Below are 25,385 nucleotides of genomic sequence, written 5' to 3'. Positions count from 1 at the left end.
CCCAGGGGAGCCCCCCGACAGCCCACGAACAACATCAAGGACTTCTTTATGTATTCCCCACAGACCACCGCGGCGGCCGCCCCGGGCCGAGGCCGGGGGCGGCCTCCTCGGTTCTACGCCCCACCGCGTCCTGCGTCAGGGCCCCGCGAGCGAGGAGCTCCGGCTCTCGGCGAACTCCCGGACGAAGGCGGCACAGAACGCCTCCAGGTCGTCCGGCTTGCGGCTGGTGACGAGGGCCGCCGGGGCGGCGTGGCAGACCTGCACCTCCTCGTCCACCCAGGTGCCGCCCGCATTGCGGATGTCGGTCGCCAGGCTCGGCCACGAGGTCAGCGTGCGGCCCCGTACGACATCCGCCTCCACCAGCGTCCAGGGCGCGTGGCAGATCGCCGCGACCGGCTTGCCGGCCTCGAAGAAGCTCCGCACGAAGCCCACCGCCCGCTCGTTCATGCGCAGGGCGTCGGGGTTGGCGACTCCGCCGGGCAGTACGAGCGCGTCGAAGGCGTCCGAGGTGTCCCCGGCGAGTACGTGGTCGACGGGATAGGTCCCCGCCTTGTCGAGGTGGCGGAACGCCTGGACCCGTCCGGCCTGCGTCGAGACCAGCTGCGGGATCCAGCCGTTGTCCTCGACCGCCTTCCAGGGTGCGGTGAGTTCGACCTCCTCCACGCCTTCGGGCGCGGTCAGAAACGCGATGCGCACGACGCTCACTTCCTTTCCGTCGAATGGGTCGCCGGGCCCGGGCTGCCGCCCTTCGCTCCGGCGCTTGGTGCTTGGTGCTTGTGCTTCAGGAGCGGTGGCCGAGGGCGCGCTCCAGTTCGGCCTTGTCCATGGCGGAGCGGCCCTTGATGTTGCGCTGCCGGGCCTCGTTGTAGAGCTGCTCCTTCGTCGGGCCCTGGGCGCCGCTGTGGGAGCGCAGGCCGCCGCGCCTGGAGGAGGAGATGTCCTGGAGGGAGGAGCGGCTCGCCGTCTTCGACTCGCCCGCACGGGCGCGTTCCTTGTTGACGGTGCGGGCGGCGATCTCCTTGGCCCGCTCGGGGCTCTCGCCCCGCTCCTCGGCGCTCTCCTTGATGTGTTCGTACTGGCGTTCACGCTTGGGACTGGACCCGCGCGGCATGGTGACTCCTTGACTGGTGTCCGATCTCGATGACGAACCCGCTGCGGGGCCGGGTCGGGATCCGGCTCAGCGGGATGGACAGGTCCTGCTGCGGTACGGCCAGGTCCATGCGGGCCAGGGCCGACGAGAAGAAGGTGAGCAGGGAGAGGGTGATGTCCTCGCCCGGGCAGCGGTGGCCGGTCAGCGCGTCGCCGCCGCCCTGGGGGATCAGTTCGCCGGGGCCCGGTTCGCGGCCCAGGAAGCGCTCCGGGTCGAAGTGGTACGGGCGCGCCCACAGCGCTGGGTCGTGGTGGTGCCCGTACACGTCGAGGAGGAGCAGGGTCCCGGCCGGGACGTGGTCGCCCGCGTAGGTCAGGTCCTCGGCGGCCAGACCCGCGATGAAGGGGACGAAGGGGTAGAAGCGGCGCACCTCGTGGGCGAACGCGCGGGCGCGGGCGGCGCCGCCCGCGCGCAGCTGGTCCCGGCGGCCGGGATGGCGGTGGAGCGCGTGCGCGGCGAAGGTGACGAACCAGGCGACGGCGACGGTGGGACGGATGATGTTCAGCAGCTCCACGGCCGCCGTGTGCTGATCGAGGAGGGAGCCGTCCGGCTCCCGGTGGTGCAGGGCGATCGTCTCCAGCGCCGTCCCGGACGCCGGGAGCGGTGCGTCCGCGCCTGCTTCTCCGTCTGCGCCTGCGCCTGCCTCTGCGTCTGTGCCCGCGTCCGTGTGTGCGCGGATGCGGGCGACGGCGACGGCGTCCATGAGGCCCTGTTCCTGACGGCGGCGCGCGCGGACGGCCCGGATGTGCCGGGGGCCGGCCGCGGCGAAGCCGTCCACCATGGCCACGCAGTCCTCGGCGATCTCACGGGCCGCCTCGTCCGGGACCGGCACGCCCACCCAGTCGCAGACCGCCCCCGCGAGCAGGGCTGCCACCTCGTCGAAGAGCACCACCTCGCGGCCTTCCCAGCCCGCCACGGCCTCGTCCCAGGCGCTGCGCACCCGCGCGCTCAAGCCGCTGACGCCCTGCGGGGACATGAGCAGCGACACCAGCAGCTGCTTGCGCCGGCGGTGGTGGGCGCCGTCCAGGGTGTGCACCGCTCCCCTGCCGAAGAGCGTGTCGAGGACCGGCGTCGGCAGGGCGCCGTCCCGCCGGACGCGGCGCTCGTCGTAGAACAGGGCGACCGCCTCGGGGCCGTGCAGCAGCACCGCGGGCCGCCCCATCAGGCGCGTGCGGACCACCGGAGCGCCGTCGTGAGCCCGGCGCAGATCCGGGGCCCAGGCGTACCCGTGGGCCAGCAGCGACAGGGTGCTGTCAATGGGGTGACCGGACATGCCCAGCGCCTACCCGGGCCGGAGGAACACATTCGGCCGTATGTGAGGGTGATCGCGGAGCGGTCAGGGGCTCGTGTAGCGGAGGGCCACCGCGACACCGTCCTCCAGCGGCAGCTCCTCGTCCGGTACGGCGATCAGCTCGGCCTGGGTGCCGGCCGCCGCGCGGATCAGGGCCGCGCCGGGCGCGGGCTCCTCCCAGTAGTAGTGCAGGCCGAAGGCGTTCAGCTCCTCACCGGTCAGCGCGAGGTGGCCCGGCCCGGCTCCGACCCACAGATGGCGGTCGAGGCTTACGGGCCGGCTGAGGAGGAGGGTCTGCGCCTGACCGCGCTGGAGGGCGGCGACCACGGCGGGGAGCCCTTCGACGTACTCGGGGCGGCGGGCCCGCTGCCCGAGGAAGGTGTCGACCTGGTGCCGGTCGCGCTCGGGCAGCCTGCCGTCGAGCAGGACGGCGAGCTCCTCCTCCAGGAGGGCGCGACCGGGCTCGCGGTGCCGGTGCTGCCCGTCCTTGAGTTTGACGAGGGCGCTCTGCAGCCGACTCGGTGCCGCTCTCATGAGGCTGTTGACGGCCCACGGATCCCCGGCCACGACGACCGTCTCGGTACCGGCCGTGTCCATCCCGGCCGCCAGCTCCCCGGCGAGCTCCTCGACCTCCTTGGGCCAGGTGTCGACCGGGGTCCGGCGGTGGGAGCGCGCTCCCGGCGCGACACGGCCCGTCGGCCAGCGGCCGCTCTCGCAGTCGATCTCCAGCTCCTCGTCCGCGTCGCCGTGCTCGCCGACGTGCACCCGGTGGAGGATGAGGACCGCGTACGGGATGTCCGGGGCGTGCTGGAGGGCGAGCGGCAGCGTGTCGGGCAGCATGCCGTACTGCGCGGTGTCGCGGACCGGGGGTTCGGGCAGGCACTGCGTCAGCAGGAGCTCGCCGTGGGCGGCGAAGAGCGCCTGGCCGTGCCGTCCGGCCACCTCGCGGTCCGCGCCGACGGCCTCGTCGATCGCGTCCACGGTGGCCCGGTCGGCGTCGTGGGCGAGCAGGGACTTGCGCAGCCGGCGCCAGCGCGACTCGATGGCCCGGTCGGCTTCGTCGAGGTCGCGCGAGGTGTCGAGGTACACCGAGGCCACGGGGCCGGGATGGGCGTAGAGCGGGTTGAGGAACTGCAGCTTCACGGCTTCCTCCCGCGGAGAAGGGGAGCATGGGCGGGCCGGTGCTCCGATGCCTCATCTGCGCCCCTACCCCGGCCGGGGAGAGGTAGACCCGGCCCCGGCGCGGCGGCGGCTCAGCCCTGGGGGCGCGGGGTCGGCCGTACCTCGAAGCCGCGCGGTTCCTGCGGCGCGGCCGTCTCCTCGCGGACCTCGACGGCGCGGACCTCGGCCTCGGGTGGTCCCGTACGCGCCCACCGCACCATGGCCGCCACGGCGTCCTCGTCCCCCTCGAACAGCGCCTCGACCTCGCCGTCGGGCAGGTTGCGCACCCACCCCGACACGCCCCGCGCCACCGCCTCACGGCGGCAGGTGTCCCGGTAGAACACTCCCTGCACGGTCCCCGACACGATCACCCGCTTGCGTACCATGCTCCGACCTTAGGGCGGTGTCGCGGTGGGCGAGTGTGCGGCGAGGGGCGTTTCCCGGCCGCTCCTCTGGTGCCTCCTGGTCACGGGACGGGACCGGCGGCACACTGAAAGGTCCGCGACCCCGCACCCGCAGGAGTGACGTGCCCGTCCCGATCATCATCGACTGCGATCCCGGACACGACGACGCCCTCGCCATCATGCTGGCGGCCGGTGACCCGGCGGTCGATCTGCTGGCCATCACCACGGTCGCGGGCAACCAGACGCTGGAGAAGACCACCCTGAACGCGCGGCGCGTGTGCACGGTCGCCGGGATCACCGACGTGCCCATCGCGGCCGGGTGCGCGCGGCCGCTCGTCCAGGCGCTCGCGGTCGCGGAGGACGTGCACGGCGTCTCCGGGCTCGACGGGCCGATGTTCCCGGAGCCCACCGTGGACGTGGCGGCGGAGCACGCCGTGGACCTCGTCCACCGGCTGCTGACCGAGCATCCGGAGCCGGTCACCCTCGTGGTGACCGCACCGCTGACCAACATCGCCCTCCTGCTGACCCGCTATCCGCAGGACGCCTCCCGCATCCGCGAGATCGTCCTGATGGGCGGCTCGACGGAGCGCGGCAACCGCACTCCGGCGGCCGAGTTCAACGTCCGTACGGATCCGGAGGCCGCGGACGTCGTCTTCCGCAGCGGCGTGCCCGTCACCATGTGCGGTCTGAACGTCACCCACCAGGCGCTGGCCACGCCGGACGTGGTCGCCCGCTTCGAGGGGCTCGGTACGCCCCTCGGCCGTACGTGCGCCGAGCTGCTGACCTTCTTCGCGTCCACGTACCGCACGCTGTGGGGGTTCCCGCACCCGCCGCTGCACGACCCCGTCGCGGTGGCGCGGGTCATCGACCCCGGGCTCGTGCACTGCGTGGACGCGAACGTGGTCGTGGAGCTGCAGGGCCGGTACACGCGCGGAGCCACCGTGGTGGACCTGCACCGCTACGTGGACCGCCCGGTCAACGCCCGCGTCGCGGTGCGCTTGGAGGCCGAGCTGTTCTGGGACCGCATGGTCGCCGCCGTGGCGACGCTCGGAGCGCGCACGGCGTAGGTCCCGCGGCGGCGCGGTTTCACGCCAAGTCGCCTATGCCGCAGTCAGGTTCATCCCTTCTGACCTAAATTCTAGGGCGGACGCACGTTCACCCCAGGAGGTCAGATTGCCGTTACGACCCTTCCGCGCCCTTCCCCGTGGGTCACGCCGTTCCCCTCTGCTGATCGCCGGCGGTCTCGGTGCGCTGGTCATCGCGATGACGCCCTGGCTGGGTGTCGCGAGCCAGGCACCGGCCGCCCGCGCCCCCGCCCCCGTACCCTTCGACCAGCAGACGGCCCGGCAGGCGCCGCACCACGGCGTCGCCCCGGCCCACGCCATGCAGCCCACGGCTCCGGTCCTCGACCGCACGGGCTGGACCGCCACGGCGAGCGACGAGGAGACCAGCGGCGAGAACGGCCGCGCCGCCAACGTCCTCGACGGCAACGCCACCACCCTCTGGCACAGCGCGTGGACGGGAACCCCCACTCCCCTGCCGCACACCCTCACCCTCGACATGAAGCGCACGGCGGTCGTCTCCGCGCTCGTCTACCAGCCGCGCGCCGACGGGCCCAACGGGCGCGTCGGCGAGTACGGCATCAGCGTCAGCGGGGACGGGCAGAACTGGACGGGCCCGGTCGCCACCGGCACGCTCGCGGACGACGCCGGCGTCAAGACGCTCGGGTTCGCGCCGCAGGGCGCCCGGTTCGTACGGCTGACGGCGTTCACGGAGGCCGGCGGCCGCGGGCCGTGGAGCTCCGCCGCCGAGATCAACCTCCTGGGCGATCCCGGCACGCCCGCCGCCACCGTCGACCTGTCGCGGAGCGGCTGGAGCGCCACGGCGAGCGACGAGGAGACCAGCGGCGAGAACGGCCGCGCCGCCAACGTGCTGGACGGTGACGCCGACTCCCTCTGGCACAGCGCGTACACGGGCACCCCCGCCCCCCTGCCGCACAGCATCACCCTCGACATGAAGCGCACGACGGCCGTGTCCGCGCTCGTCTACCACCCCCGCACCAGCGGGCCCAACGGGCGGGCCGGTGCGTACACGGTCACCACCAGCACCGACGGCAGCTCTTTCGGCGCTCCGGTGGCCGCGGGCACCTGGCCGGACGACGCCGCCGTCAAAACGGCCACCTTCACCCGTACCGAGAAGGCCCGTTACGTACGCCTGACGGTGACCACCGAGGCGGGCGGGCGCGGCCCGTGGACCTCGGCCGGCGAGATACGCCTGAGCGGACCGGCCGACTCCGCGGTCCACGGCTCCTGGGACCGCATCACCGGCTTCCCCTTGGTGCCGGTGGCCACCGCCGTCCTGCCGGGCGACAAGCTGCTGGCCTGGTCGGCGTACGCCACCGACCGCTTCGGCGGCAGCAACGGCTACACGCAGACCGCGATCCTGGACCTGAAGACCGGCAGGGTCACGCAACGCCGCATCGACAACACGGGCCACGACATGTTCTGTCCGGGCATAGCCATGCTCGCCGACGGCCGGGTGCTGGTCACCGGGGGCAGCAACGCGGAGAAGGCGAGCATCTACGACCCCGCCACCGACGCCTGGTCGGCCACCACCAGCATGAACATCGCACGCGGCTACCAGGCCATGACGCTGCTCTCCACCGGTGAGGCCTTCGTCCTGGGCGGATCGTGGAGCGGTACGGCGGGCGACAAGGCGGGCGAGGTGTGGTCCCCGGGCACCCGCACCTGGCGCAGGCTGCCGGGCGTCCCCGCCTCCCCCGCGCTGACCGCCGACCCGGCCGGTCCCTACCGCGCCGACAACCACATGTGGCTGCACGCCACTTCGGGCGGCAAGGTCCTGCACCTGGGCCCGAGCAAGCAGATGAACTGGATCTCGACCACCGGCACGGGGAGCATCACCGCCGCAGGCACCCGGGCCGACAGCCCGGACGCCATGACCGGCAACGCCGTCGCCTACGACGTCGGCAAGCTGCTCACGCTGGGCGGCTCTCCCGCCTACCAGGACTCCCCGGCGACCCGGCGCGCGTACACCGTGAGCATCTCGGGCGACCGGGTCCAGGCCGCCCGGACGGGCGACATGGAGCACGCCCGGGCCTTCAGCAACAGCGTCGTCCTGCCGGACGGCAAGGTGGCCGTCTTCGGCGGCCAGGCCTACCCCGTGCCCTTCAGCGACGCCACGTCCGTCCTGGCCCCCGAACTGTGGGACCCGGCGACGGGCACGTTCACCCCGCTGGCCACCATGGCCATCCCGCGCAACTACCACAGCGTGGCCAACCTGTTGCCGGACGGCCGGATCTTCTCCGGCGGCGGGGGCCTGTGCGGGGACTGTGCTACCAACCACGCCGACGGGGCCGTGTTCACCCCGCCGTACCTGCTCAACGCGGACGGCTCACCGAAGCCGCGTCCCGTCATCACCGGGGGCGTGCCGCCCCGGGCCGCCCTCGGCGCCCGGCTGACGGTGAGCACGCAGGGCCAGGTGGCGTCCTTCGTCCTGATGCGGGCCGCGGCCGCGACCCACTCCACCGACAACGACCAGCGGCGGGTCCCGCTGGTGTCCACGCCCGCCGCCGGTTCCGGCACGTACACGGTGTCCCTGCCCGCCGACGGCGGCGTGGCGCTTCCGGGGACCTACATGCTCTTCGCCCTGGACGCCCAAGGGGTACCGAGCACCGCCGCGTTCCTGACGGTCTCCTAGGCCGGCTCTCTTGCCGTGTGACCTGAGCTGCCCCCGGCCCGGAAGGGCCGGGGGCGCCAAAGGCGGCGGCTCAGGGCAGAATCTCGATGTACCCGTCGGCCCCGTGCACCCGGATCCGCTGGCCGTCCCGGATCAGCCGGGTGGCCCGCTCCACGCCGACCACGGCCGGCAGGCCGTACTCCCGGGCGATGACCGCACCGTGGGTCATCAGGCCCCCCACCTCTGTGACCAGGCCCGCGATCCCGACGAACAGCGGCGACCAGCTGGGGTCGGTGAAGGCCGTGACCAGGATGTCGCCCGCTTCGAGGTCGGCCTGCGCCATGTCGAGGACGACCCGGGCCCGCCCCTCGACGGTCCCGGCCGAGACCGGTACGCCCACCAGCGCGCCGGCGGGGACGTCGTCCCGGCGGTACGCCCCGGTGAGGGCCTCACCGTCCGAGGTGAGCACCCGGGGCGGGGTGAGCGCGTGGTGCGCCCGGAATGCCTCCTTGCGCTGCTGGAGCAGGTGCGGGTCGACCGGCCGGCTCGAACGCACGACCTCGTGGAGTTCCTGGAAAGTGAGGTGGAAGACGTCGTCCCGCTCGGCGAGCACGCCCGCCCGGACGAGGCGTGCGGCCTCCTCCATCAGGGCCTGCTTGTAGACGAAGTAGCGGCTGATGATGCCGTACTTCGGGTACTCCCGGTACCCGATGAAGGTGCGGACCCGGTCGATCATCCGCCTGGTCTCCTCGGCCTTCCCGTCCCCGTCCGGCAGGGCGCGCAAGCGCGACAGCACGTCCTGTTCCTTCTTGAGGGCCTTCTGCCGCCCCAGTTCGAAGCGTCGCGCGGCGGCGCCCGGCTCGAAGGTGCGCACGTGGTCGAGGATCACGGGCACCAGCGTGCCGGGGTGTTCGCGCCAGCGCGGCCGGGTGATGTCGATCTCGCCGACGCAGCGCATGCCGTACCGGTCGAGGTAGGCCTCGATGGCGTCGCGCGCCTCGGGGCCACCCTCACGCTTCGCCAGCCCGTCCAGGAAGTCGTCGTCCTGCACGCCCACGCCCCGCAGGAAGGCCACCACCTCCGGCAGCGGGCGGATGACGTCCGCGACGTCGAGCAGGGCCAGTCCCATCTCCGACGTGATGTTGTCGGGGGCTGACAGCGTCAGCGTGTCGGCGGCGTTCTTCTCCCCCAGCCACTGCGCCAGCTTGTCGTTGAGCCACCAGGTGGCTTCCATGCCCGCCCTGATCACCTGAATGCTCAGCGGATCGCTGAGGATGCGCTTGTGCTCTTCGAAGGCCTCCAGCAGGAAGTCGAACAGCGCCGGTCCGCTCTTCGTCCGGATGTCGCGCTTCAGGGCGGCGAGTGACACCCGGCTGCGCTCGATCAGGTCGGTGACGAGGGCGGGATCGGTCGCGATCGGCTCAGGCGCACCTGCGGGCGCCCCTGCGGGCGGCGGCCCGCAGGGGACCGGATCAGGGTGCGGCGGGATGAAGTCCCCGCGGTCGAGGACCGTTTCCAGAGCGTCCCTGACCAGCGGGTCGCCCTTCTCGAAGGCGTCCAGAAGGGCGGCGCGGCTCGCGGGCGAGGCGAGGCGGGCGGTGACGTCCACGAACAGCCTCCCGCCGGCCTCGTGCATCGGCACCATGGCCGTCAGCTGCCACATGGAGAATCCCAGCGGCTTCATGGGATCGGTCATCATCTGCCCGTGGCCGACCGAGACGTAGACGTGGTTGTGCCGGTCGCCGCTCTCCGGCACGGGGAACAGCGTCGTGATGGGCCGGCTCTGCACGATGCGGAAGTCGTCGTCCACCAGGCACCATTCGATGTCCTGGGGGCGGCCGAAGTACGCTTCGATCCGCCGCCCGAGACCGGCCAGCCGTACGGCCTGCGCATCCGTCAGCGCCGGCTGTTCCTGACGCCGTGCGTCGACCGCCACCTCGTGCGTACCGCCGGCGGGCAGGGCGGTCACGGCGCGCTTCTTGGAGGCGATCGTGCGGGCGACGACCTCACCGTCGCGCACCCTGAAGACGTCCGGGTTCACCAGGCCGGAGACCAGTGCCTCGCCGAGGCCGAATCCGGCGTCCACGGTGGCGACCTTCCGGTTTCCCGTGACAGGGTCGGCCGTGAACAGGACGCCGGACGCGTCGGGGAATGCCATCTGCTGCACGACCACGGCCATGTGGACCGTACGGTGGTCGATCCCGTTGCGGTGGCGGTACGTCACGGCGCGCTCGGTGAACAGCGAGGCCCAGCACCGGCTGATGTGCTGGAGGATCGCCGCCGGGCCCACGACGTTGAGGTACGAGTCCTGCTGGCCGGCGAAGGAGGCCGTCGGGAGGTCCTCCGCCGTCGCGCTGGACCGCACGGCGTAGGCGGCCCGTTCGCCGGACCGGGCGAGTGCGCGGAGGATCGCCGCCGCGAGATCGTCCGGGATGGCGGTTTCCTCGATGGTCCGGCGGATCCGCGCGCTGAGCGTGCGGAGCTCTTCCCGGTCGTCCGGGTTCACGCGCGACAACCGATCGAGCAGATCGCCGGCCGCTGGCGCCTCCTTGACGATCCGCCGGAAGGCCTCGGTCGTCACGCAGAATCCTCCCGGCACGCGGACCCCTTCGATGCGCGACAGCGCGCCCAGGTGTGCGCCCTTGCCGCCGACGACGGCGACCTGGGTCTCGTCGGCATGGTGAAGGTCCCACACGTACTGCTCGTTCACTGCGATGCCTCCAGGGCGGTCAGGGGTCGGGCGATGATTCTGCGCCCTGCCCGGGGCCTTGCGGCAAGCCCCCTGTCGCGCTATAAGTTGAGAGTGGCAAGGAGAGTGCTCTCCTTGCCTTTGTCGTTTCCCCTCGGGGCAGGTTCCCGACCCGGGCGGGGTGGGGCGGGGCGGCCGGACTCGGCCTTGGGCGCCCGCCGGTCAGCCGGTGCACCGCCATACGGTGGGGGCGGCGGTGTGGGGCGGGAGCGTCGGGGGAACAGATCGTGCCGATCGCCGGCGGTGCGTGCCGATGACCGGCGGCGTGACTCGACGACGACGGAAAGGCCCGACCGCCATGCCCTTCACCCACCGCAAGGATCTCGGATTGCTCGCTCTGCGCCTGGGCGCAGGCGGTGTGCTGATCGCACACGGCACGCAGAAGCTCTTCGGCTGGTTCGGAGGGGGCGGCATCGAGGGAACGGCCAAGGCCATGGAGCACATGGGCTTCACCCCGGGCCGGGAGAGCGCGATCGCGGCCGGCCTCGGTGAGGCGGGCGGCGGGGCGCTGCTCGTGCTCGGCCTGGCCACACCGGCTGCCGGTGCGGCCGCCGCAGGCGCCATGGCGGGGGCCGTTTCGGTGCACGCGCCCGCCGGGTTCTTCGCCCAGGGCGGCGGCTTCGAGTACCCGGCCTTCCTCGGCTTCGTGGCCGCCAGTCTCGGCCTCGCGGGGCCCGGCTGCTACTCACTCGATCACGTCGCAGGACACAAACTGAACCAGCCCGCGGCCGTACTGGTGGCTTTCACCCTGGCCGCGGCCGCGGCGACGGTCGTCGTCAACCGCCGGATCGCCGCATTGGCCCCCGCGAGCACGGGCGAGGGGGACATGGACACCCCGGCCTGAGTCGGCACCCTGTCGGGTCCTTTGGCGGGATGCGCCTCGGGCATCCCGGTGCCCGAGGAAGCCGGTCCGGCGCATGTCGGTGAGCTCCGCGCTACCGGCCCGGCCGCCGGCAGTACCGCACCAGGATGGACGGCTTCGCCATCAGCCCTCGACTCGGACCCGTCCTGCCGCTCTGAGCGCCGTGTCCGCCGCTGCCCAACGGTGCGGCCCTCAGGCCCCAGGGCCGCACGGGCCAGGCGCTGACCAGCGGGTTTGACGGGCCAGGACGGGGCGACCGGCTCAGGTCGCTGTGTGCCCGCAGCCTGGGGAAAGCAGCCCTCTTTCGGCGTATGGCAGGCGCATGGCGGGGTACACGCCGCATGACAACCCGCTGCTCGCTTCGAATGACCAGGAGGAGCCTTGAGTGACATCCAGGACTTCGGCCGTCGGCAGGGAACCACACCGACGGAGATAGCGCACACCGCCCAGGACAAGGCAGGCGAAGGCGCCGCCCTGGTGGGGCAGAAGGCCACCGACGTGACCCAGACCGCGAAGGAACAGGCCGCGGACGTCGTCGGTGAGGCCACGGCACAGGCCAAGGACCTCGCAGGCGAACTGCGCAACCAGCTCCAGGAGCAAGCCCACACGCAGACCCGGCGCCTGGCGGACAACGTCCGCAAGCTCGCCGGCGAGCTCCGCGAGATGGGCGACAACGGCAAGCCGGACTCCACGGCCGCAGGCCTCGTACGGCAGATCGCCGACGGCGGCCACCAGGTCGCCGACCACCTGGAGAAGCGCGGGCCGGACGGACTGGTCAGCGACCTCCAGGACTTCGCCCGCCGTCGCCCGGGTGTCTTCCTCGCCGGGGCCGCGCTCGCCGGCTTCGCCGTGGCCAGGGCCGGCAAGGGTATCGGCGCCGCTTCGTCGTCGGAATCGGGCGGCACTGCCGCGTCGGACTCGACCGCCTCGACGGCAAGCCGCGACCCGTACGCGGGCGACCCGCCGCTGACGACGCGCAGTCGCCTCGGCGAGGGCACGTACCAGGACCCGGCCGGCACGTACGGGCAGTCGCAGCCTCCGCACGTGACGCACACGCCGCCAGTCACGCCCGCCCCGCCCGCCTATCCGTCGACGCCCCCGGACCCCTCCCGGCCCGGGTCCGCGCGCAACACCTGGACGGGTGAGGGGAGCTGATCGTGGCCATTTCCTCGCATGAGCGACCGCCGGCCCCGCCGGCGCCCCCAGCGCCTCCGGTGCCCCCAGCGCCTCCGGTGCCCGGCGCGGCTCGCCAAGCGCCGCATGCAGGGCAGGAACCGTCCATCGGCGACCTCATCGGCGAGATCGGCTCCGACCTGTCCCAGCTCGTCCGTGACGAGATCGAACTGGCCAAGGCCGAGATCAAGCAGGAGTCGTCGAAGGCCGGCAAGGCCGTCGGCATGCTGGGCGGTGCCGGGTACGCCGGACATCTCGTCCTTCTGCTGGGCAGCCTGACCGTGATCTTCGCCTTGTCCAATGTCATGGATCCGGCCTGGGCAGCGCTGATCGTCACCGCCGTGTGGGCCGTCGTCGGAGCCGTGCTGTACGCGACCGGCCGGAAGCGCCTGCGCACGGTGAATCTCAAGCCCGAGCAGACCGTGGAAACGCTGAAGGAGGACGCCCGATGGGCACGACACCCGACGAGCTGAGGACCGACGTGGAACACCGGCGCGCGCACCTGGCGCACAACGTAGACCTGCTGGCCGACAAGCTGACGCCCCGTAGGGTCGCACAGCGCAAGGCCGCCTCCGTGCGGCACGGACTGACCGGCGTGAAGGAGCGCGTGATGGGAACGGCACACGACACGGCGCACAGCGTCGCCGGAGGCACGGGGCGGGTCGCGGACAGCGTCACCGAAACCGCCAAGGAAGCCGTGGGAACCGTGGGAGAAACCCTTCAGCAGGCGCCAGCCCAGGTCACGCGGCAAACCCAGGGCAGCCCCCTGGCGGCCGGAATCATGGCATTCGGCGCCGGCATGCTCGCCGCGGCCCTGCTCCCCACCACCGAGGCCGAGGAGCGGGCGGGACAGCAGCTGAGGCAGCATTCGGACCAGCTCCTCGAACCCGTCAAGCAGGTCGCCGCGGAGGCGGCACACGAGGTGAAGGAGGAAATGAGGCAGCCGGCGACCGACGCGGTGGAAGCCGTCAAATCCAGCGCCCAGAGCGCCGTGGAGACCACCACGGACGAAGCCCAGTCGGCCGGGCGTGAGACCGCCGAGGGGCTGCGCGAAGTGGGTCGTGACGCTGCGCAGGAGGTACGCGGCCCGGGTCGGCCGGGGTCGTCCAACCAGCCGGGTTAGCGCACGCACCCAGCGAACCCCGTGTCCTGGCATCACGGCTATGACGGCGGCCGCAGGCTGGGCCCGGCCCGGTAGGCCGGGCCCTGCGCCTTGACAGCCGCTACCGTCAGCGCATCCTGACGCGCCACCGGCTGAACTCCCGGGCTCGCCCGTGACGTTAAGGGCGAGATGAAGTACGGCCTGCCGGCCAACCTCGTCTACCCGGCCAACCTCGTCTACCCGCCGGTGCGCCTCAACTCCGGCATGGCGCGGGCACAGCCGACGCCGCCGCGCTGTTCACCGAGATGCAGACCAGAGCCGCGTCCCCACCGATCGGAGTGGAGGCCGATGCGTCGGTGCGTTGCGTAGTCCCTGCGTCCAGGGGCAAACGCGCGACACTGTCCGCGAGTGGAGGAGACCCGAATGGCGGCCCGGCCCGACCCCGCGCACGGAGCACCGTACGAAGGCCACACCCTGGTGGGCGGCCGTTACCGGCTCCACGCCCTCATAGGAGCCGGCGGCACGGCGGATGTGTTCCGCGGTGTCGACGAGGTGTTGGGACGCGAGGTGGCCGTCAAGGTGTTCCGCGCCGGGACGGACACGGTCACCGCCGACCGCTTCTGCGACGAGGCGCGCACCTTGGCCCGGCTGTCCCACCGTGCGCTCGTCACGGTCTACGACGCCGGGCGCCAGGGAGAAGGCGCCTTCATGGTGGCCGAGCTGATCCGCGGCGTCACCCTGCGCACGCGGATATCCGCCGGTCCCCTCAGCCCCGTCCAGGTCACCCGGCTCGGAGCGGAAATCGCCTCCGCCCTCGACCACATCCACGCCCACGGGATCATCCACCACGACCTGAAGCCCTCCAACATCCTCCTCGGTGACAGCGGTTCCCCGCACCTGGCCGACTTCGGGCTGGCCAGGACCGTCCGCGACGAGTCCCACAGCTCGGCCGAAGCGCTGGTCGGCACGCTCGCCTACATGGCTCCCGAGCAGTTGCTCGGCCGGGGCGCGAGCACGGCCAGTGATGTCTACGCTCTGGGGCTGACCCTTCTCGAAGCACTCACGGGGCACCGCGAGTACGAGGGGACACCCGTCCAGGTCGGCACCGCCCACCTCCTCACACCGCCGCGGGTACCCGAGGGGCTGTCGGCCGACCTCCGCCTGCTGCTGAAGGCGATGACCGACCCGGACCCCCAGGCCCGCCCGGACGCCGCCTGCGTCCAGTCGCGCCTGCAGGCCATGGCCGGTACGCCCGTACCGCGTGCCGCCGCCACGGTGAGCGCGGCGAACGCGGCGGCCGCGGACACCTCCACGCATCGTGCACCCTTGCCGTGCCCCGAGAGCGCCCGTGCTCCCGCTTCCGTTTCCGCTCAGGCTGTACGACCGCCCGCACCGTCGGCGAGGAGGGCCGGAACGCGGCGGCGTGCGGCCGCGATGGGCCTCGCGGCGGTGGGGGTCACGGGGGCCTGCCTCCTCCTGGTGGGCGGCGTCCTGGAAGGGCGGGAGACCCCGCCTCCCTCCACGACGTTCCACCACCAGCCGTCGACGCCCGAGGCTGCCGGGACGGCGGCTCCGCAGACCACGCCGCCGGCGCCGTCCCCGTCGACGGGGACGGGGACGGGGACGGATCTGACGGTTCCCGCACCGCCCACCGTCGGGGATTCGGCACCGCCCACCCCTGCGGCCGTCCCGGGCGCCGGGCGGGAGAAACCGCCTCAGGCGGTGAAGGAGAAGACCGACCCCGGAAAGGGGAAGGGCAACAAGGACAAGGGGCGCCAGAACTGAGGGCCTTCACCCCTCGGCGGACGAGGCGGCGGCCGACTCCGCCGAGGGCCGCGGCATCGGGCGGGCGGTGCGCGTCGGGGCCGTCGGCCGGTGACCGGTCGGTTCGGATGTGCTCACATCCTTGCCCCGACCAGTTCCTCGATGGAGTCGTGCCTTATGCGGTCGGTGGGCATGCCGATGCCCAAGAGGGTGTCGACGCCTTGGCGGATCATTCCGGGCGGCCCGGACAGGTAGGCGTCGTAGGCGTGCCACGGGCCGTGCTGTGACACCGCTTCCGGAAGGCCTGCGCCCGGGCCGCCGACCGTCCCGGCGTCGATGACCGGGCGGACCGAGAGCCAGGGATGCGTCTTCTCCAGGTGGAGCATCGTGTCCAGGTCGTACAGGTCGTCGCCGCGGCGGGCTCCGTAGAACACCTCGACGGAACGCCGGCGGCCATGGCGGGCCACGTCCTCGACCAGGGCCCTGATGGGTGCGATGCCCGTGCCACCGCCGAGGCACAGCAGACCGCTGTCGGTGCTGTGGTCCACGGTCATCGACCCGGCGGGTGCCCCGAGCCGGACCACGTCCCCCCGGCGGGCCCGCCGCACGAGCGCGTTGGAGACCCAGCCCGCCGGCACGGCTTTGACGTGGAAGGAGAGCAGGCCGTCCGAGCGGGGCGCAGAAGCGAAGGAGTAGTGCCGCCACACGCGCGGCCACCACGGGGTCTCCAGGGAGGCGTACTGCCCGGCGAGGAAGGGGTAGGGCTGGTCGGGGCGGACGGTCACGACCGCGACGTCCGGTGTACGCATCTCGTGGGCGACGATCTCCGCCTGCCACCAGGCGGGCGCGCGCAGCTCGTCCTCGGCCGCAGCGTCGATCATGGTCTGGGAGATCTTGGTGTAGGCGGCCACCCAGGCGCCCTCGGCCTGCGGACTCCAGCTGCGCTCCGCGTAGTGGGAGAGGGCGCCGATGAGGCACTCGCCGACGGCAGGGTAGTGCTCGGGAAGGGTGCCGTACTTCCGGTGGCCGCGGCCGAGAGGGGACAGGTACGCGGTCAGGGCGGCGGGGTCGTGCACGTGCGTCGCGGCGGTGAGCAGCGCCTTGAAGAGGCGGTCTCGCTGGGTGTCCATCGCGGCGGGGAAGAGCGCGCGTAGGTCGGGGTGCCGGACGAAGAGGAGGGCGTAGAAGTACGAAGTGACCTTGTCGGCGATGGGCTCGACCTCGGCCATGGTGCGGCGCAGCAGAACGGCGTCCGAGGTGTTCTCGGGCTCCGAGCTGTTCTCGGGCGAGGTCCCGGCGCCCGTACGGCTCTTGTCGCCGTCGGCGGTGTCGCCCACGGGGCGAACCGGTCTGACGGGGCGGCCGGGTATCCGGTCCGCGCCCTCCTGGTCGTCCCGCCCTTCCCCGGCAGGTCTCTTGACCGGGCTCGGGCCGAACCAGCCTCCGTCGCGGGACGTCCCCTCGGAGCTGCCTCCGTCAGCCGACGTGGGGGTCTGGGTGTCCATCGGTGCGCCTCACCTCGTGCGTCTTTCGGTCGGCCTGCGGATTCGGGGCAGCGTGTGCCCCGAACTCTCCTTCTCAATCCTCCCTGCGTGCCTTGCGCACCCGCCCCGCCGTGCAGAACCGCACGGACGGCCACCGTCCGTGCCCGTCAGGGCCGCAGGCCCGCCTGCTTGAGTGCGACCTCGCAGAGGTCGGCGATGACGCGCTGGTCCCCGCGGCGCCAGGCGTCGGCGAGACCGCCCGGAGGGGCGGGGAGCGCGGCGAGGTCCCGCAGGGAGCCGTTGAGGGCGCGCAGGGCGAGGAGATCGGCGCCGCCAGGTGCTTCGGCCAGGCGTCGCACGGTGGCGCTGCGCCGGATCCAGCGCAGGCGTGGGGGAAGCCAGAGGAGCAGCACGAAGAACACCGGGATGACGATCAGTGCCGTTGCCGTCAGGGTGGCGACCTGACTGACGCCGTCCTGGAGGGACTGTCCCGCGTCGGCGAACCCCGTACCGGCGTCGGCTGCGGACTGGAGCGGCTTCTTCAGGAGGTCGCCGACGAGCGGGACCTTCGAGGCCGCGTCGCCGGCGTTGTCGAGTTCAGAGGCGAGGCTGTCGCCCGAGCTCTCCACCTTCCGCCCCGGCTCGGCCAGCAGCATGATCACTTCGTGAGCGGCGAGCGCGAACCACACCGCGGCGGCCGTCAGGGCCGCGGCCAGCAGGTCCCCCAGGACCTGCCGGTTCCTGCGTGCCGGGGTCTGGGCGTAGAGGCGCATCGGCGGGCTCCCGTTCGAGGCCGGTCGGTCGACCGTAGGTCGGACTCGACTCTTCCACCGGCCGCCGCCGGTAAACGTGCGTGACGCGTACTCGGTTCAGTTGAGCCCGTCTCCCCGGGTGTCAGCGGCTGTGGTGCCGGATGTGCCGCTGACGCGGGATCCGGGTCAGTCGGCGGGCCCCGGAGCGGTGGCGGCCGGAAAGGGGGTTGCGTCGTGCGGGAGCACTGGGGGCCAGCACCAGGAGAGCGATGACTACGAGGACCGCGACGAGGATGAGCACGGCAACGAGGTTCATGTTCCTGCCTTCCGGTCGGCTGAGAAGTTCTGTGGCTACATCGTCTAGCCGCGTAACCCCGCCTCCAAACACGGTGAGTGAGGATGCGTCGCTTTTCGCTACCACAAGGTCCGTTCCGCCGCAGCCGGCCGCACGTCCGCGCGCTGACGGAGCCGATGACGAGGGCGGGCCGGTCTCGCCGGGCCGCAACTCGGGGCGTGCTGCCGGGTGCCGCTCACCGCCACCGGGTGTTGCGACCGAACAGCTCGCGGGCAGCTCCTACGACCATCGCCGCAGTCAGCAGCCCACCGGCCACCCACGCCGCGGTCGTATCAGTACCGCGCGCCGGTTCCGGGTCGATGCGGCCCGCAGGGTCGTACACCACCTGGAGTGGCTGGCCCTTGCTGCCGGCATCCGTGGTCGACGTCATGGCCGTGGGCCGGCCGCCGGGACAGTCCAGACGGTAGTCGTAGTGAGTGGTCGAAGTCGTGGTGGTATGACCGTTGGAGTCCGTAGAGGTGGAAGTCTCGACGCGCGAGCCCTTCTCCAGCACGGTGCAGGTGATGTCGAGTCCCCTGCTCGCCAGCACCCAGTCGTCGAAGGACGCAACAGTCATTCCCAGGGCCCACAGCAGGAGGGCCGCAGGCACGAAGCGCACGTGCCTGCCGAGGAAACCGAACCCCAAGAGACCGAAGGCGGCCAGCATTCCGGCGACGGTCCACCATCGTCCACCAGGGCCATGGGCCGCGAGCAACAGAAAGGCGAGCAGCACTCCGGTGATGAGCAGCGGGAAGGCGACAGCCGCAAGAGCCCGCCTGCGGCGCGTGCGCGTGGCAACATCCCGCGCCGGGCGCGACAACGAGAAGTCCACCGTTCCCCCCTCCCCCTCGCCTCCTCAGGAAAGCGGAAACTACCGCAGCCGTACAGAGGGCTTCCACGGCCTCAGCCCACGGGCGCCGGTGTCCCGGCAGGCGTGGTCGCCGGTACCTGGATGTCACCGTCCCCGTCATCCCGGCATCGGCCCCGTATGCGGCTCCGGCCCTCCGCACCGTTCTGGCCCGCGCAGCCGTCCGACCACTGCCGTGTGAAGCAGCGGCCGGACAACTCGGGGGTCCCAGCCGGGGTCCGGCTACTTCAGCGGTTCACCTTCCGGGCTGTACCGGACGGAGCCGGGACGCGTGCGTCTCCTGACCGGCCACGCCCTCGCTAATGGCGCCGGCCCGGTCCATCTGCCCCCAGCCCGCACCGCTTTCGGCGTTCACCTCTTCCCGCACGTCCCTGATCCCGTAGTGCGCGAACAGCTGCTGCTCCTCCGCCACCGACAGCACGCTCCCGCAGTCCAGCGCCGCGCACGGCGCCCGCTCGATCAGCGAGACGCCGTACGGCAGCACCAGACGCTGGTCCTCCAGCAGCGCGTGGCGCAGCGGGACGAAGACGCCGCCGAGGCCGGAGGCCCGGTCGGTGATCCGGGCCCATTCGGGCCGGCCGGTGGTGTCGTCCACCAGGATGTAGTCCACCCCGCCCACACGCTGACCCTGGTCGGTGTACGCCGTGCATCCGACCATGGCCGTCAGCTGCTCCTGAGTGATCATCGCTTCTCCTCGTCCTCCTGCCGCGCGCTGCTGTCACCGCCCGGCTACCCGCACACGGCACCGGGAAGCGGACGGATGAGGTCCGGCTTTCCCGGAGGCGGGCGTCCCGCAGCCCACACCCGTGCGGTCCCGGGTGAATCCGCCCTCGCGTGCGCGTGACGTCGCGGAACCGGGGCACGTGCGGTTCATGGGCACGTTGAAGGGCTGGGAGCTGGCGATCGAGCAGGCCGAGAAGGCACTGGCGGAGAAGCTGCTCGGCAGTGATGCGGCGGAGGCGGAGGTGGTCGAGGCGCTACTGCGGACGTGTGACGAGCAGGCCGTCGTGTGCAGCTCACACCGCACCGTGGTGCCGAACGTGTTCACCGTCGAGCTGCCTCCGCCCGTGTACGCCGAGATCGGCCCGCACCTCACCGCCGTGGGGCAGGAGCTGACCGACCGGTTGGCGCGCCACGGCGAGCGCCAGGGCTACGAATGGGCCGGCCCGCTCACGGTGCGGCTCGCTGCGGCCGAACACATCCCCAACGGCCGCTACCAGGTCCACTGCGCCCCCATGACACACATCACTGCCGCACCGCCGAGCACTCCGGACCCGTGACGCAGGCAGCGCTCCGCAGGGTCAGCCGTCGGAGCGGGGTGGGCCGAGGGGGCCGTACGGGGCCGTACGGGCCGGGGCGGGGCCGGCGCCGTCGAGGAAGCCGCCGGACTGGTGCCGCCACAGCTTCGCGTACGCGCCGTGGGAGTCGAGCAGCTCCTGGTGCGTGCCCTGCTCCACGATCCGTCCGTGGTCGAGGACGACGAGCCGGTCCATGTGCGCCACCGTGCTCAGCCGGTGCGCCACCACGAGCGCGGTCCGCCCCTCCATGAGGCGCCACAGCGCGTCCTGTACGAGGATCTCGCTCTCGGAGTCCAGGGCGCTGGTCGCCTCGTCGAGCAGGAGGATCGGGGCGTCGCGCAGGATCGCCCTGGCGAGCGCGACCCGCTGGCGCTGGCCGCCGGAGAGTTTGACGCCGCGCTCCCCGACCATGGTGTCGAGGCCGTCGGGCAGGGCGTCGGCGAACTCCGTGACGTGGGCGGCCTCGGCCGCGCGGCGGATCTCGGCCTCGGTGGCGTCCGGCCGGGCGAAGGCGATGTTCTCCCGCAGGGTGCGGTGGAACATCGCCGGGTCCTGCGGTACGTACGCCATCAGGCCGCGCAGGTCCTTCTGGCGCAGCCTGCTGATGTCCCGGCCGCCGATCAGGATCCGGCCGGCGTCGACGTCCGTCATCCGCAGCAGCAGCCGGGTGAGGGTGGTCTTGCCGCCGCCGGAGCGCCCCACGAGCCCGATCCTGGATCCGCTCGGCACGGCCAGGTCCAGCCCGTCGAAGAGCGTGCCGCCGCCTGCGTGGGCGAACGTCACCTGCTCGAAGCGGATGTCGGCTCCCCCGGTGGGCGCCGGCTCCGGCGAAGGCGGGTCGAGCACGGCCGGCGGCTTGCGCAGCAGCGCGGTGAACTGCGCGGCCTCGGTCATCGAGCTCTCCAGGCGGCGATAGATCTGGTTGAACTCGAACATGATCCGCGTGGCGTTGGAGTAGTAGGTGAAGGCGACCACGACCGCCTCCACGCCGTGTCCGTCCGCGGCGATCATGACGGCCAGCAGCAGGCCCAGCGCGTTGGTGAGCACGGACATCGGTGCCACGATGGTGTCGATGCGCAGGTTGCCGTAGTCCCACGAGCGCAGCATGAGCCCGCGCGACTGCGCCACCCGGGACCGGTGTTCGGCGGCCTCACGCTCCTCCGCGGCGAACGCCCGGACGGTGTCCATGTTCATCAGGCTGTCGGACACGTGCCCCGATACGCGGGCGATCGCCTCCTCGCGCCGGTGGACGAGCGCTTGACGGCGGCGGATGAGGGGCAGTACGCAGACCGCCGTGAGCGCGATCATGGTCAGGAGCGCCACGACGAGCAGCGGTTCGTACTGCCACAGGACCACCGACCCGAAGAGCAGCGGCACGAACTTGCCGACGACCGAGAAGGTCAGCGTGTCGACGAACTCCTCGAAGCGGGAGGCGAAGCTGAGGACCCGCTTGGTCAGTGACCCGGCGAAGTTGTCGTGGAAGAACGCGGCGTCCTTCGCGAACAGTTCGTCCATGCCGATCACGTAGAGGCGCTCGATGCCGCGGGCGTCCAGGCGGTTCAGGCAGTGCAGGCCGAGGCGCCAGGCCGCCTCCGAGAGCAGCAGGACCCCGGCGAATCCGAGGACGTACGGGAGCATCGAGCCGACGCTGGGGGTGGCCTCGTCGGCGATGCGGCCGACGAGCTTGGCGATGACCAGCGGGGCGAGGTAGTTGATGCCGATGTTGCCGAGGGCCGGCAGCAGCATGGTGGGCACCGTCAGCCACCGCAGCCGCGCCAACTCCCGCCCGTAGTAACGAAGTGCGAGGAACACCGGGCCCCGTGCGGGCGCAGCCCCTCCTGACGCGGACGATCCCATCCCCATGGCAACCCTGTGGTGTCGTGTGGCAGACCCGGAACCGCAGTGTCCCGCGCACGCCTCCGCGCCGTCCAAGCGTTTTCCGTGTGGGCGACAGGGCGTACACGAGAACGACCCCGTCGGTGTGACACCGACGGGGCCGGGATCCCGTCCGGACGCGTACTCAGGCGACCGCCCGGGGGGTGTGGTGTGTCAGAAGGCGCGGGTGCGTCAGAGGGCGTTCTTCGACGCGCTTGCGACGACGCATTCCTTGTACTCGCTGCCGTCGCCCTTGCCGGTGTACGCCGTCGTGGCCTCGGCCTGGCGGGAGGCGCCCGCCTTGACCGTGAGGCCGGTGACGTTGGCCTGGGCGGGGGTCGCCGTCGAGGTGGCGTTCCCACGGAACTTCATGGTGATGTTGTAGGTGTAGTCCAGCGAACCGCTGTTGGTGACGGTGACCTTGGCGACCAGGTTCTTGCCCGCGTCGTCCAGCTTGCAGCTGTCGATCTTGATGTCGCGCTCGGCCTTGTTGTTGCTGCTCGTACCGCCGCTGACGGTGCCGCTGCTCGAACTGCCGCTGGTGCTGGAACCGTCACTGCCGCTGCTGCTGCTACCGCCGGTGCTGCCGCCGCTCGACGAGCTGCTGGAACTCGAACCGGAACTGTGGCCACCGCCGCAGCTGCCGCCGTGGGAGCCGCGGGCTCCGGTGAGTGCTACGACCGCGACACCGAAGACGGCAACCGCACGGACATGGCGAAGCTTCACGTTCAACCCCGTTGAAATATCAGTACCTGTGGGAGCCCGCCTTGACGGGCGCACGTCACCCTAACAGCGTCACGGCCCTGCCTTGACCCGTCGCCGCGCCGGTCAGCCGGCGTCCAGTACGAGGTCGGCGCGGTGGCGTCCCGGGGCGATGAGGCGGGCGTTCGCCTCGTCCGAACGGGCCACCCACGCGCGGGCGTACGCCGGATCCTTGCCGTGGCGTACGTGCCGCTCGACCAGGCGCCGTACGCGCAGTTCCTCGTCCGGGGCGAGGTACCAGGCCTCGTCCAACAGCGGCCGCACCGACGCCCACTCCCCCGCGTCGTGCAGCAGGTAGTTGCCCTCGGTGATCACCAGCGGGACCTCGGGGGCGACGGGAATGCTGCCCGCGATCGGCTCTTCGAGGGATCGGTCGAAGGCGGGGGCGTACACCGTCGCCGCGGTGGCTCCGCGCGGGCGGCGCAGGCGGTCCAGCAGGCAGACGTATCCGGCCGCGTCGAAGGTGTCCGGGGCTCCCTTGCGGTCGGCCAGCCCCAGCCGGGCCAACTCGGCCCCGGCCAGGTGGAATCCGTCCATCGGGACCACCACGGCCCTCCGGTGGCCGAGCTCTGCGGCGAGCCTGGCGGCCAGGGTCGACTTCCCGGCCCCCGGCGGCCCCGCGATGCCGAGGATCCGGCGGCTCCCCCGCCCGCCCGTCCCGGCCAGCGCGGCCGCCCTCAGGACCAGTTCTGTCGTCGTGTGCACCCCCGTATCGTGCCCGACGCCCGCGACGCCTGCGCCTCAGAGCAAGTCAGCTTGCCTAAAGGCTTTAGGTAGCTTCATAATCCCTATAGGCGAACAGGGAGGACGGTCATGGTGCGCGTAGGGCTGACCACGGAGCGGCTGACCCGGGCGGGCGCGGAGCTCGCCGACGAGGTCGGCTTCGACCAGGTGACCGTCTCGGCGCTCGCCCGGCACTTCGACGTCAAGGTCGCGAGCTTGTACGCGCACGTCAGGAACTCCCGCGACCTCAAGGCGCGGATCGCCCTGCTCGCCCTGGAAGAACTGGCCGACCGCGTGGCCGCGGCCCTCGCCGGCCGGGCCGGCAAGGACGCCCTGACCGCCTTCGCCCACGCCTACCGCGACTACGCCCGGGAGCACCCGGGGCGCTACGCCGCGGCCCAGCTGAGGCTCACCCCCGAAGAAGCGGCCGCCAGCGCCGGCGGCAGGCACGCACAGATGACCCGCGCGATCCTGCGCGGCTACGACCTGACCGAACCGGACCAGACCCACGCCATCCGGCTCCTGGGCAGCGTCTTCCACGGCTACATCAGCCTGGAGGCGGGCGGGAGCTTCGACCACAGCGCGCCCGACCCGCAGGAATCCTGGTCGCGGGTCCTGGACGCCCTCGACGCCCTGCTGCGGAACTGGCCCGCGCCCGGCGGCGCACCGGGTCCGACCCCTGCGAACGACAGGCTGGAACCATGAGCACCCCCTTCCACTGGATCACCACCCCCCTCACCCCCGACCTCATACGGGGCGCCCTCGACCTGGAGCACACCGCCCACGGCGTGCTGCCGCACCGGCTGCCCGCCCGGGCCCGCGCGCAGAACACCGACGGCCAGCTGGCCATGGCGCAGTCACAGCCCTCGGGCGTACGCGTGGTCCTGCGCACCCGGGCCACCGTCATCGAGCTGGACGCGCTGCGCACCAAGCGGGCCTACGTGGGTGCGCCGCCGCGCCCCGACGGCGTCTACGACCTCATCGTCGACGGGCAGCCGGCCGGGCAGGCCGGTGTCGGCGGCGGCAACGTGCTGACGGTGGACCTGGCCACCGGCTCGGCGCAGACCCGTACGGGACCGGTCGGCACCGCCCGGTTCGCCGGTCTTCCGGACCGCGTCAAGGACGTCGAGATCTGGCTGCCGTACAACGAGACCACCGAGCTGGTCGCCCTGCGCACCGACGCCCCCGTCGAACCCGTACCGGACCGGGGCCGGGCCCGGTGGCTGCACCACGGCAGCTCGATCAGCCACGGTTCCGACGCCGCGAGCCCCAGTACGACCTGGCCCGCAGTGGCCGGTTTCCTCGGCGGTGTGGAGCTGACCAACCTGGGCCTGGGCGGCAGCGCCCTGCTCGACCCGTTCACCGCCCGGGCGATGCGCGACACGCCCGCCGACCTGATCAGCGTCAAGATCGGCATCAACCTCGTCAACACCGACGTGATGCGCCTGCGCGCCTTCGGCCCGGCGGTGCACGGCTTCCTCGACACCGTCCGCGAGGGCCACCCCACGACGCCGCTCCTGGTGATCTCGCCGATCCTCTGCCCCATCCACGAGGACACGCCCGGTCCCAGCGCCCCGGACTTCGAGGAGCTGAAGGCGGGCCGGATGCGGTTCCGGGCCACCGGCGACCCCGCCGAACGGGCCGCCGGGAAACTCACCTTGGGCGTCATCCGCGACGAACTCGCCCGGCTCGTACGGCAGCGGGCGACCGACGACCCCCACCTGCACTATCTCGACGGCCGCGCACTGTACGGCGAGGCGGACTTCGCCGAGCTGCCGCTGCCCGACCGGCTCCACCCCGACGCCGCGACGCACCGTCGCATGGGCGAGCGGTTCGCCGCCGTGGCCTTCGCCTCCGGCGGTCCCTTCGCCTCCGGGGGTCCGTTCGCCTCCGGGGGTCCTCTCGCCTCCGGGGGTTCCCTCGCCGCCCGGGCGTGA

24 protein-coding genes are annotated in these 25,385 nt (G+C 72.3%); 10 read left to right on the top strand and 14 right to left on the bottom strand.

The annotated features are described in order from the left end of the window. Positions 1 to 135 precede the first annotated feature (135 nt). The 5 genes from ACF059_RS14165 to ACF059_RS14145 all read right to left on the bottom strand — a co-directional run bounded on the left by ACF059_RS14165 (position 136) and on the right by ACF059_RS14145 (position 3,988). Entirely contained in the window at positions 136 to 696 is a 561-nt protein-coding gene (locus ACF059_RS14165) for a type 1 glutamine amidotransferase domain-containing protein (RefSeq protein WP_392056026.1), read from the bottom strand. 85 nt (positions 697 to 781) lie between these two features. Further along, a complete protein-coding gene (locus ACF059_RS14160) occupies positions 782 to 1,111 on the bottom strand; it encodes a plasmid stabilization protein (protein ID WP_392056023.1) in 330 nt (109 codons plus the stop codon). After that, positions 1,083 to 2,423 carry a cytochrome P450 gene (locus ACF059_RS14155; protein ID WP_392056020.1) on the bottom strand — a complete coding sequence of 447 codons (1,341 nt, stop codon included), beginning with the start codon at positions 2,421 to 2,423 and terminating at the stop codon, positions 1,083 to 1,085. The genes ACF059_RS14160 and ACF059_RS14155 overlap by 29 nt, the downstream gene beginning before the upstream one ends. A 63-nt stretch (positions 2,424 to 2,486) precedes the next feature. After that, entirely contained in the window at positions 2,487 to 3,584 is a 1,098-nt protein-coding gene (locus tag ACF059_RS14150) for a hypothetical protein (protein WP_392056016.1), read from the bottom strand. 110 nt (positions 3,585 to 3,694) lie between these two features. Then, complete coding sequence (locus ACF059_RS14145; RefSeq protein WP_392056013.1) at positions 3,695 to 3,988, bottom strand: acylphosphatase; 294 nt, start codon at positions 3,986 to 3,988, stop codon at positions 3,695 to 3,697. A gap of 140 nt (positions 3,989 to 4,128) precedes the next feature. Here ACF059_RS14145 and ACF059_RS14140 point away from each other — a divergent pair, with 140 nt between their 5' ends. Next, positions 4,129 to 5,073, top strand: a complete 945-nt coding sequence (locus ACF059_RS14140) for a nucleoside hydrolase (RefSeq protein WP_392056010.1) — start codon at positions 4,129 to 4,131, stop codon at positions 5,071 to 5,073. A 106-nt stretch (positions 5,074 to 5,179) separates the two neighbouring features. Beyond that, complete coding sequence (locus tag ACF059_RS14135; RefSeq protein WP_392056007.1) at positions 5,180 to 7,723, top strand: discoidin domain-containing protein; 2,544 nt, start codon at positions 5,180 to 5,182, stop codon at positions 7,721 to 7,723. 70 nt (positions 7,724 to 7,793) lie between these two features. Here ACF059_RS14135 and rph read toward each other — a convergent pair whose 3' ends face one another. Then, complete coding sequence (gene rph / locus ACF059_RS14130) at positions 7,794 to 10,412, bottom strand: rifamycin-inactivating phosphotransferase (protein ID WP_392056005.1); 2,619 nt, start codon at positions 10,410 to 10,412, stop codon at positions 7,794 to 7,796. A 337-nt stretch (positions 10,413 to 10,749) separates the two neighbouring features. On the opposite strand from rph, the gene ACF059_RS14125 reads away from it, so the two are divergent. The 5 genes from ACF059_RS14125 to ACF059_RS14105 all read left to right on the top strand — a co-directional run bounded on the left by ACF059_RS14125 (position 10,750) and on the right by ACF059_RS14105 (position 15,373). Further along, a complete protein-coding gene (locus ACF059_RS14125; RefSeq protein ID WP_392056002.1) occupies positions 10,750 to 11,295 on the top strand; it encodes a DoxX family membrane protein in 546 nt (181 codons plus the stop codon). 399 nt (positions 11,296 to 11,694) lie between these two features. Then, positions 11,695 to 12,468 (top strand): hypothetical protein, encoded by a 774-nt coding sequence (locus ACF059_RS14120; protein WP_392055999.1) that lies wholly within the window; start codon positions 11,695 to 11,697, stop codon positions 12,466 to 12,468. Between the two features lie 77 nt (positions 12,469 to 12,545). After that, on the top strand, positions 12,546 to 12,959 hold the full coding sequence (locus tag ACF059_RS14115) for a phage holin family protein (RefSeq protein ID WP_392055996.1): 414 nt from the start codon (positions 12,546 to 12,548) through the stop codon (positions 12,957 to 12,959). After that, positions 12,935 to 13,609: a DUF3618 domain-containing protein gene (locus tag ACF059_RS14110; RefSeq protein WP_392055993.1), complete on the top strand. Its 675-nt coding sequence runs from the start codon at positions 12,935 to 12,937 to the stop codon at positions 13,607 to 13,609. Before ACF059_RS14115 ends, ACF059_RS14110 begins: the two co-directional genes overlap by 25 nt. Positions 13,610 to 13,996: 387 nt before the next feature. Then, a complete protein-coding gene (locus ACF059_RS14105) occupies positions 13,997 to 15,373 on the top strand; it encodes a protein kinase (protein ID WP_392055990.1) in 1,377 nt (458 codons plus the stop codon). 113 nt (positions 15,374 to 15,486) lie between these two features. On the opposite strand, the gene ACF059_RS14100 is transcribed toward ACF059_RS14105, so the two are convergent. The 5 genes from ACF059_RS14100 to ACF059_RS14080 all read right to left on the bottom strand — a co-directional run bounded on the left by ACF059_RS14100 (position 15,487) and on the right by ACF059_RS14080 (position 19,475). Next, complete coding sequence (locus ACF059_RS14100; protein ID WP_392055988.1) at positions 15,487 to 16,857, bottom strand: globin domain-containing protein; 1,371 nt, start codon at positions 16,855 to 16,857, stop codon at positions 15,487 to 15,489. A gap of 146 nt (positions 16,858 to 17,003) precedes the next feature. Further along, positions 17,004 to 17,609, bottom strand: coding sequence for a hypothetical protein (locus tag ACF059_RS14095; RefSeq protein WP_392055985.1), 606 nt, complete (start codon positions 17,607 to 17,609; stop codon positions 17,004 to 17,006). A gap of 121 nt (positions 17,610 to 17,730) precedes the next feature. Further along, on the bottom strand, positions 17,731 to 17,904 hold the full coding sequence (locus ACF059_RS14090; RefSeq protein WP_366864654.1) for a hypothetical protein: 174 nt from the start codon (positions 17,902 to 17,904) through the stop codon (positions 17,731 to 17,733). Positions 17,905 to 18,118: 214 nt separating this feature from the next. Next, positions 18,119 to 18,754, bottom strand: a complete 636-nt coding sequence (locus ACF059_RS14085) for a hypothetical protein (protein WP_392055982.1) — start codon at positions 18,752 to 18,754, stop codon at positions 18,119 to 18,121. Positions 18,755 to 19,025: 271 nt separating this feature from the next. Next, the gene (locus tag ACF059_RS14080; protein WP_392055979.1) at positions 19,026 to 19,475 is read right to left on the bottom strand and encodes a PRC-barrel domain-containing protein; all 450 of its coding nucleotides are present in this window, start codon (positions 19,473 to 19,475) and stop codon (positions 19,026 to 19,028) included. 187 nt (positions 19,476 to 19,662) lie between these two features. Here ACF059_RS14080 and ACF059_RS14075 point away from each other — a divergent pair, with 187 nt between their 5' ends. After that, positions 19,663 to 20,070: a DUF3662 domain-containing protein gene (locus ACF059_RS14075; RefSeq protein WP_392055977.1), complete on the top strand. Its 408-nt coding sequence runs from the start codon at positions 19,663 to 19,665 to the stop codon at positions 20,068 to 20,070. 21 nt (positions 20,071 to 20,091) lie between these two features. Here the strand turns inward: ACF059_RS14075 and ACF059_RS14070 are convergent, their stop codons facing one another. The 3 genes from ACF059_RS14070 to ACF059_RS14060 form a co-directional block, all read right to left on the bottom strand. Then, positions 20,092 to 21,945 (bottom strand): ABC transporter ATP-binding protein, encoded by a 1,854-nt coding sequence (locus ACF059_RS14070; RefSeq protein ID WP_392055974.1) that lies wholly within the window; start codon positions 21,943 to 21,945, stop codon positions 20,092 to 20,094. Between the two features lie 210 nt (positions 21,946 to 22,155). Continuing rightward, positions 22,156 to 22,689: a hypothetical protein gene (locus tag ACF059_RS14065; RefSeq protein ID WP_392055971.1), complete on the bottom strand. Its 534-nt coding sequence runs from the start codon at positions 22,687 to 22,689 to the stop codon at positions 22,156 to 22,158. 102 nt (positions 22,690 to 22,791) lie between these two features. Continuing rightward, positions 22,792 to 23,430, bottom strand: coding sequence for a nucleoside/nucleotide kinase family protein (locus ACF059_RS14060; protein ID WP_392055968.1), 639 nt, complete (start codon positions 23,428 to 23,430; stop codon positions 22,792 to 22,794). A gap of 108 nt (positions 23,431 to 23,538) precedes the next feature. Between ACF059_RS14060 and ACF059_RS14055 the strand changes: the two genes are divergently transcribed. Together ACF059_RS14055 and ACF059_RS14050 are read left to right on the top strand one after the other, a co-directional pair. After that, on the top strand, positions 23,539 to 24,153 hold the full coding sequence (locus ACF059_RS14055; protein ID WP_392055965.1) for a TetR/AcrR family transcriptional regulator: 615 nt from the start codon (positions 23,539 to 23,541) through the stop codon (positions 24,151 to 24,153). After that, positions 24,150 to 25,385 (top strand): GDSL-type esterase/lipase family protein, encoded by a 1,236-nt coding sequence (locus ACF059_RS14050; protein ID WP_392055962.1) that lies wholly within the window; start codon positions 24,150 to 24,152, stop codon positions 25,383 to 25,385. The genes ACF059_RS14055 and ACF059_RS14050 overlap by 4 nt, the downstream gene beginning before the upstream one ends.

The organism is Streptomyces sp. NPDC016562, assembly GCF_043076955.1.
In the GTDB taxonomy this organism is placed as follows: domain Bacteria; phylum Actinomycetota; class Actinomycetes; order Streptomycetales; family Streptomycetaceae; genus Streptomyces.
The sequence above is the reverse complement of the archived record's forward strand: the minus strand, read 5'-3'. Positions and strand labels throughout refer to the sequence as shown.

What these genes read in the sequence shown, in the direction of transcription:
- ACF059_RS14050 (WP_392055962.1), top strand. Translation starts at nt 24,150, where the DNA reads ATGAGCACCCCCTTCCACTGGATCACCACCCCCCTCACCCCCGACCTC.
- ACF059_RS14055 (WP_392055965.1), top strand. Translation starts at nt 23,539, where the DNA reads ATGGTGCGCGTAGGGCTGACCACGGAGCGGCTGACCCGGGCGGGCGCG.
- ACF059_RS14110 (WP_392055993.1), top strand. Translation starts at nt 12,935, where the DNA reads ATGGGCACGACACCCGACGAGCTGAGGACCGACGTGGAACACCGGCGC.
- ACF059_RS14080 (WP_392055979.1), bottom strand. Translation starts at nt 19,475, where the DNA reads ATGATCACTCAGGAGCAGCTGACGGCCATGGTCGGATGCACGGCGTAC.
- ACF059_RS14100 (WP_392055988.1), bottom strand. Translation starts at nt 16,857, where the DNA reads ATGGACACCCAGACCCCCACGTCGGCTGACGGAGGCAGCTCCGAGGGG.
- ACF059_RS14155 (WP_392056020.1), bottom strand. Translation starts at nt 2,423, where the DNA reads ATGTCCGGTCACCCCATTGACAGCACCCTGTCGCTGCTGGCCCACGGG.
- ACF059_RS14125 (WP_392056002.1), top strand. Translation starts at nt 10,750, where the DNA reads ATGCCCTTCACCCACCGCAAGGATCTCGGATTGCTCGCTCTGCGCCTG.
- ACF059_RS14090 (WP_366864654.1), bottom strand. Translation starts at nt 17,904, where the DNA reads ATGAACCTCGTTGCCGTGCTCATCCTCGTCGCGGTCCTCGTAGTCATC.
- ACF059_RS14075 (WP_392055977.1), top strand. Translation starts at nt 19,663, where the DNA reads ATGGGCACGTTGAAGGGCTGGGAGCTGGCGATCGAGCAGGCCGAGAAG.
- ACF059_RS14070 (WP_392055974.1), bottom strand. Translation starts at nt 21,945, where the DNA reads ATGGGATCGTCCGCGTCAGGAGGGGCTGCGCCCGCACGGGGCCCGGTG.
- ACF059_RS14095 (WP_392055985.1), bottom strand. Translation starts at nt 17,609, where the DNA reads ATGCGCCTCTACGCCCAGACCCCGGCACGCAGGAACCGGCAGGTCCTG.
- ACF059_RS14160 (WP_392056023.1), bottom strand. Translation starts at nt 1,111, where the DNA reads ATGCCGCGCGGGTCCAGTCCCAAGCGTGAACGCCAGTACGAACACATC.
- ACF059_RS14145 (WP_392056013.1), bottom strand. Translation starts at nt 3,988, where the DNA reads ATGGTACGCAAGCGGGTGATCGTGTCGGGGACCGTGCAGGGAGTGTTC.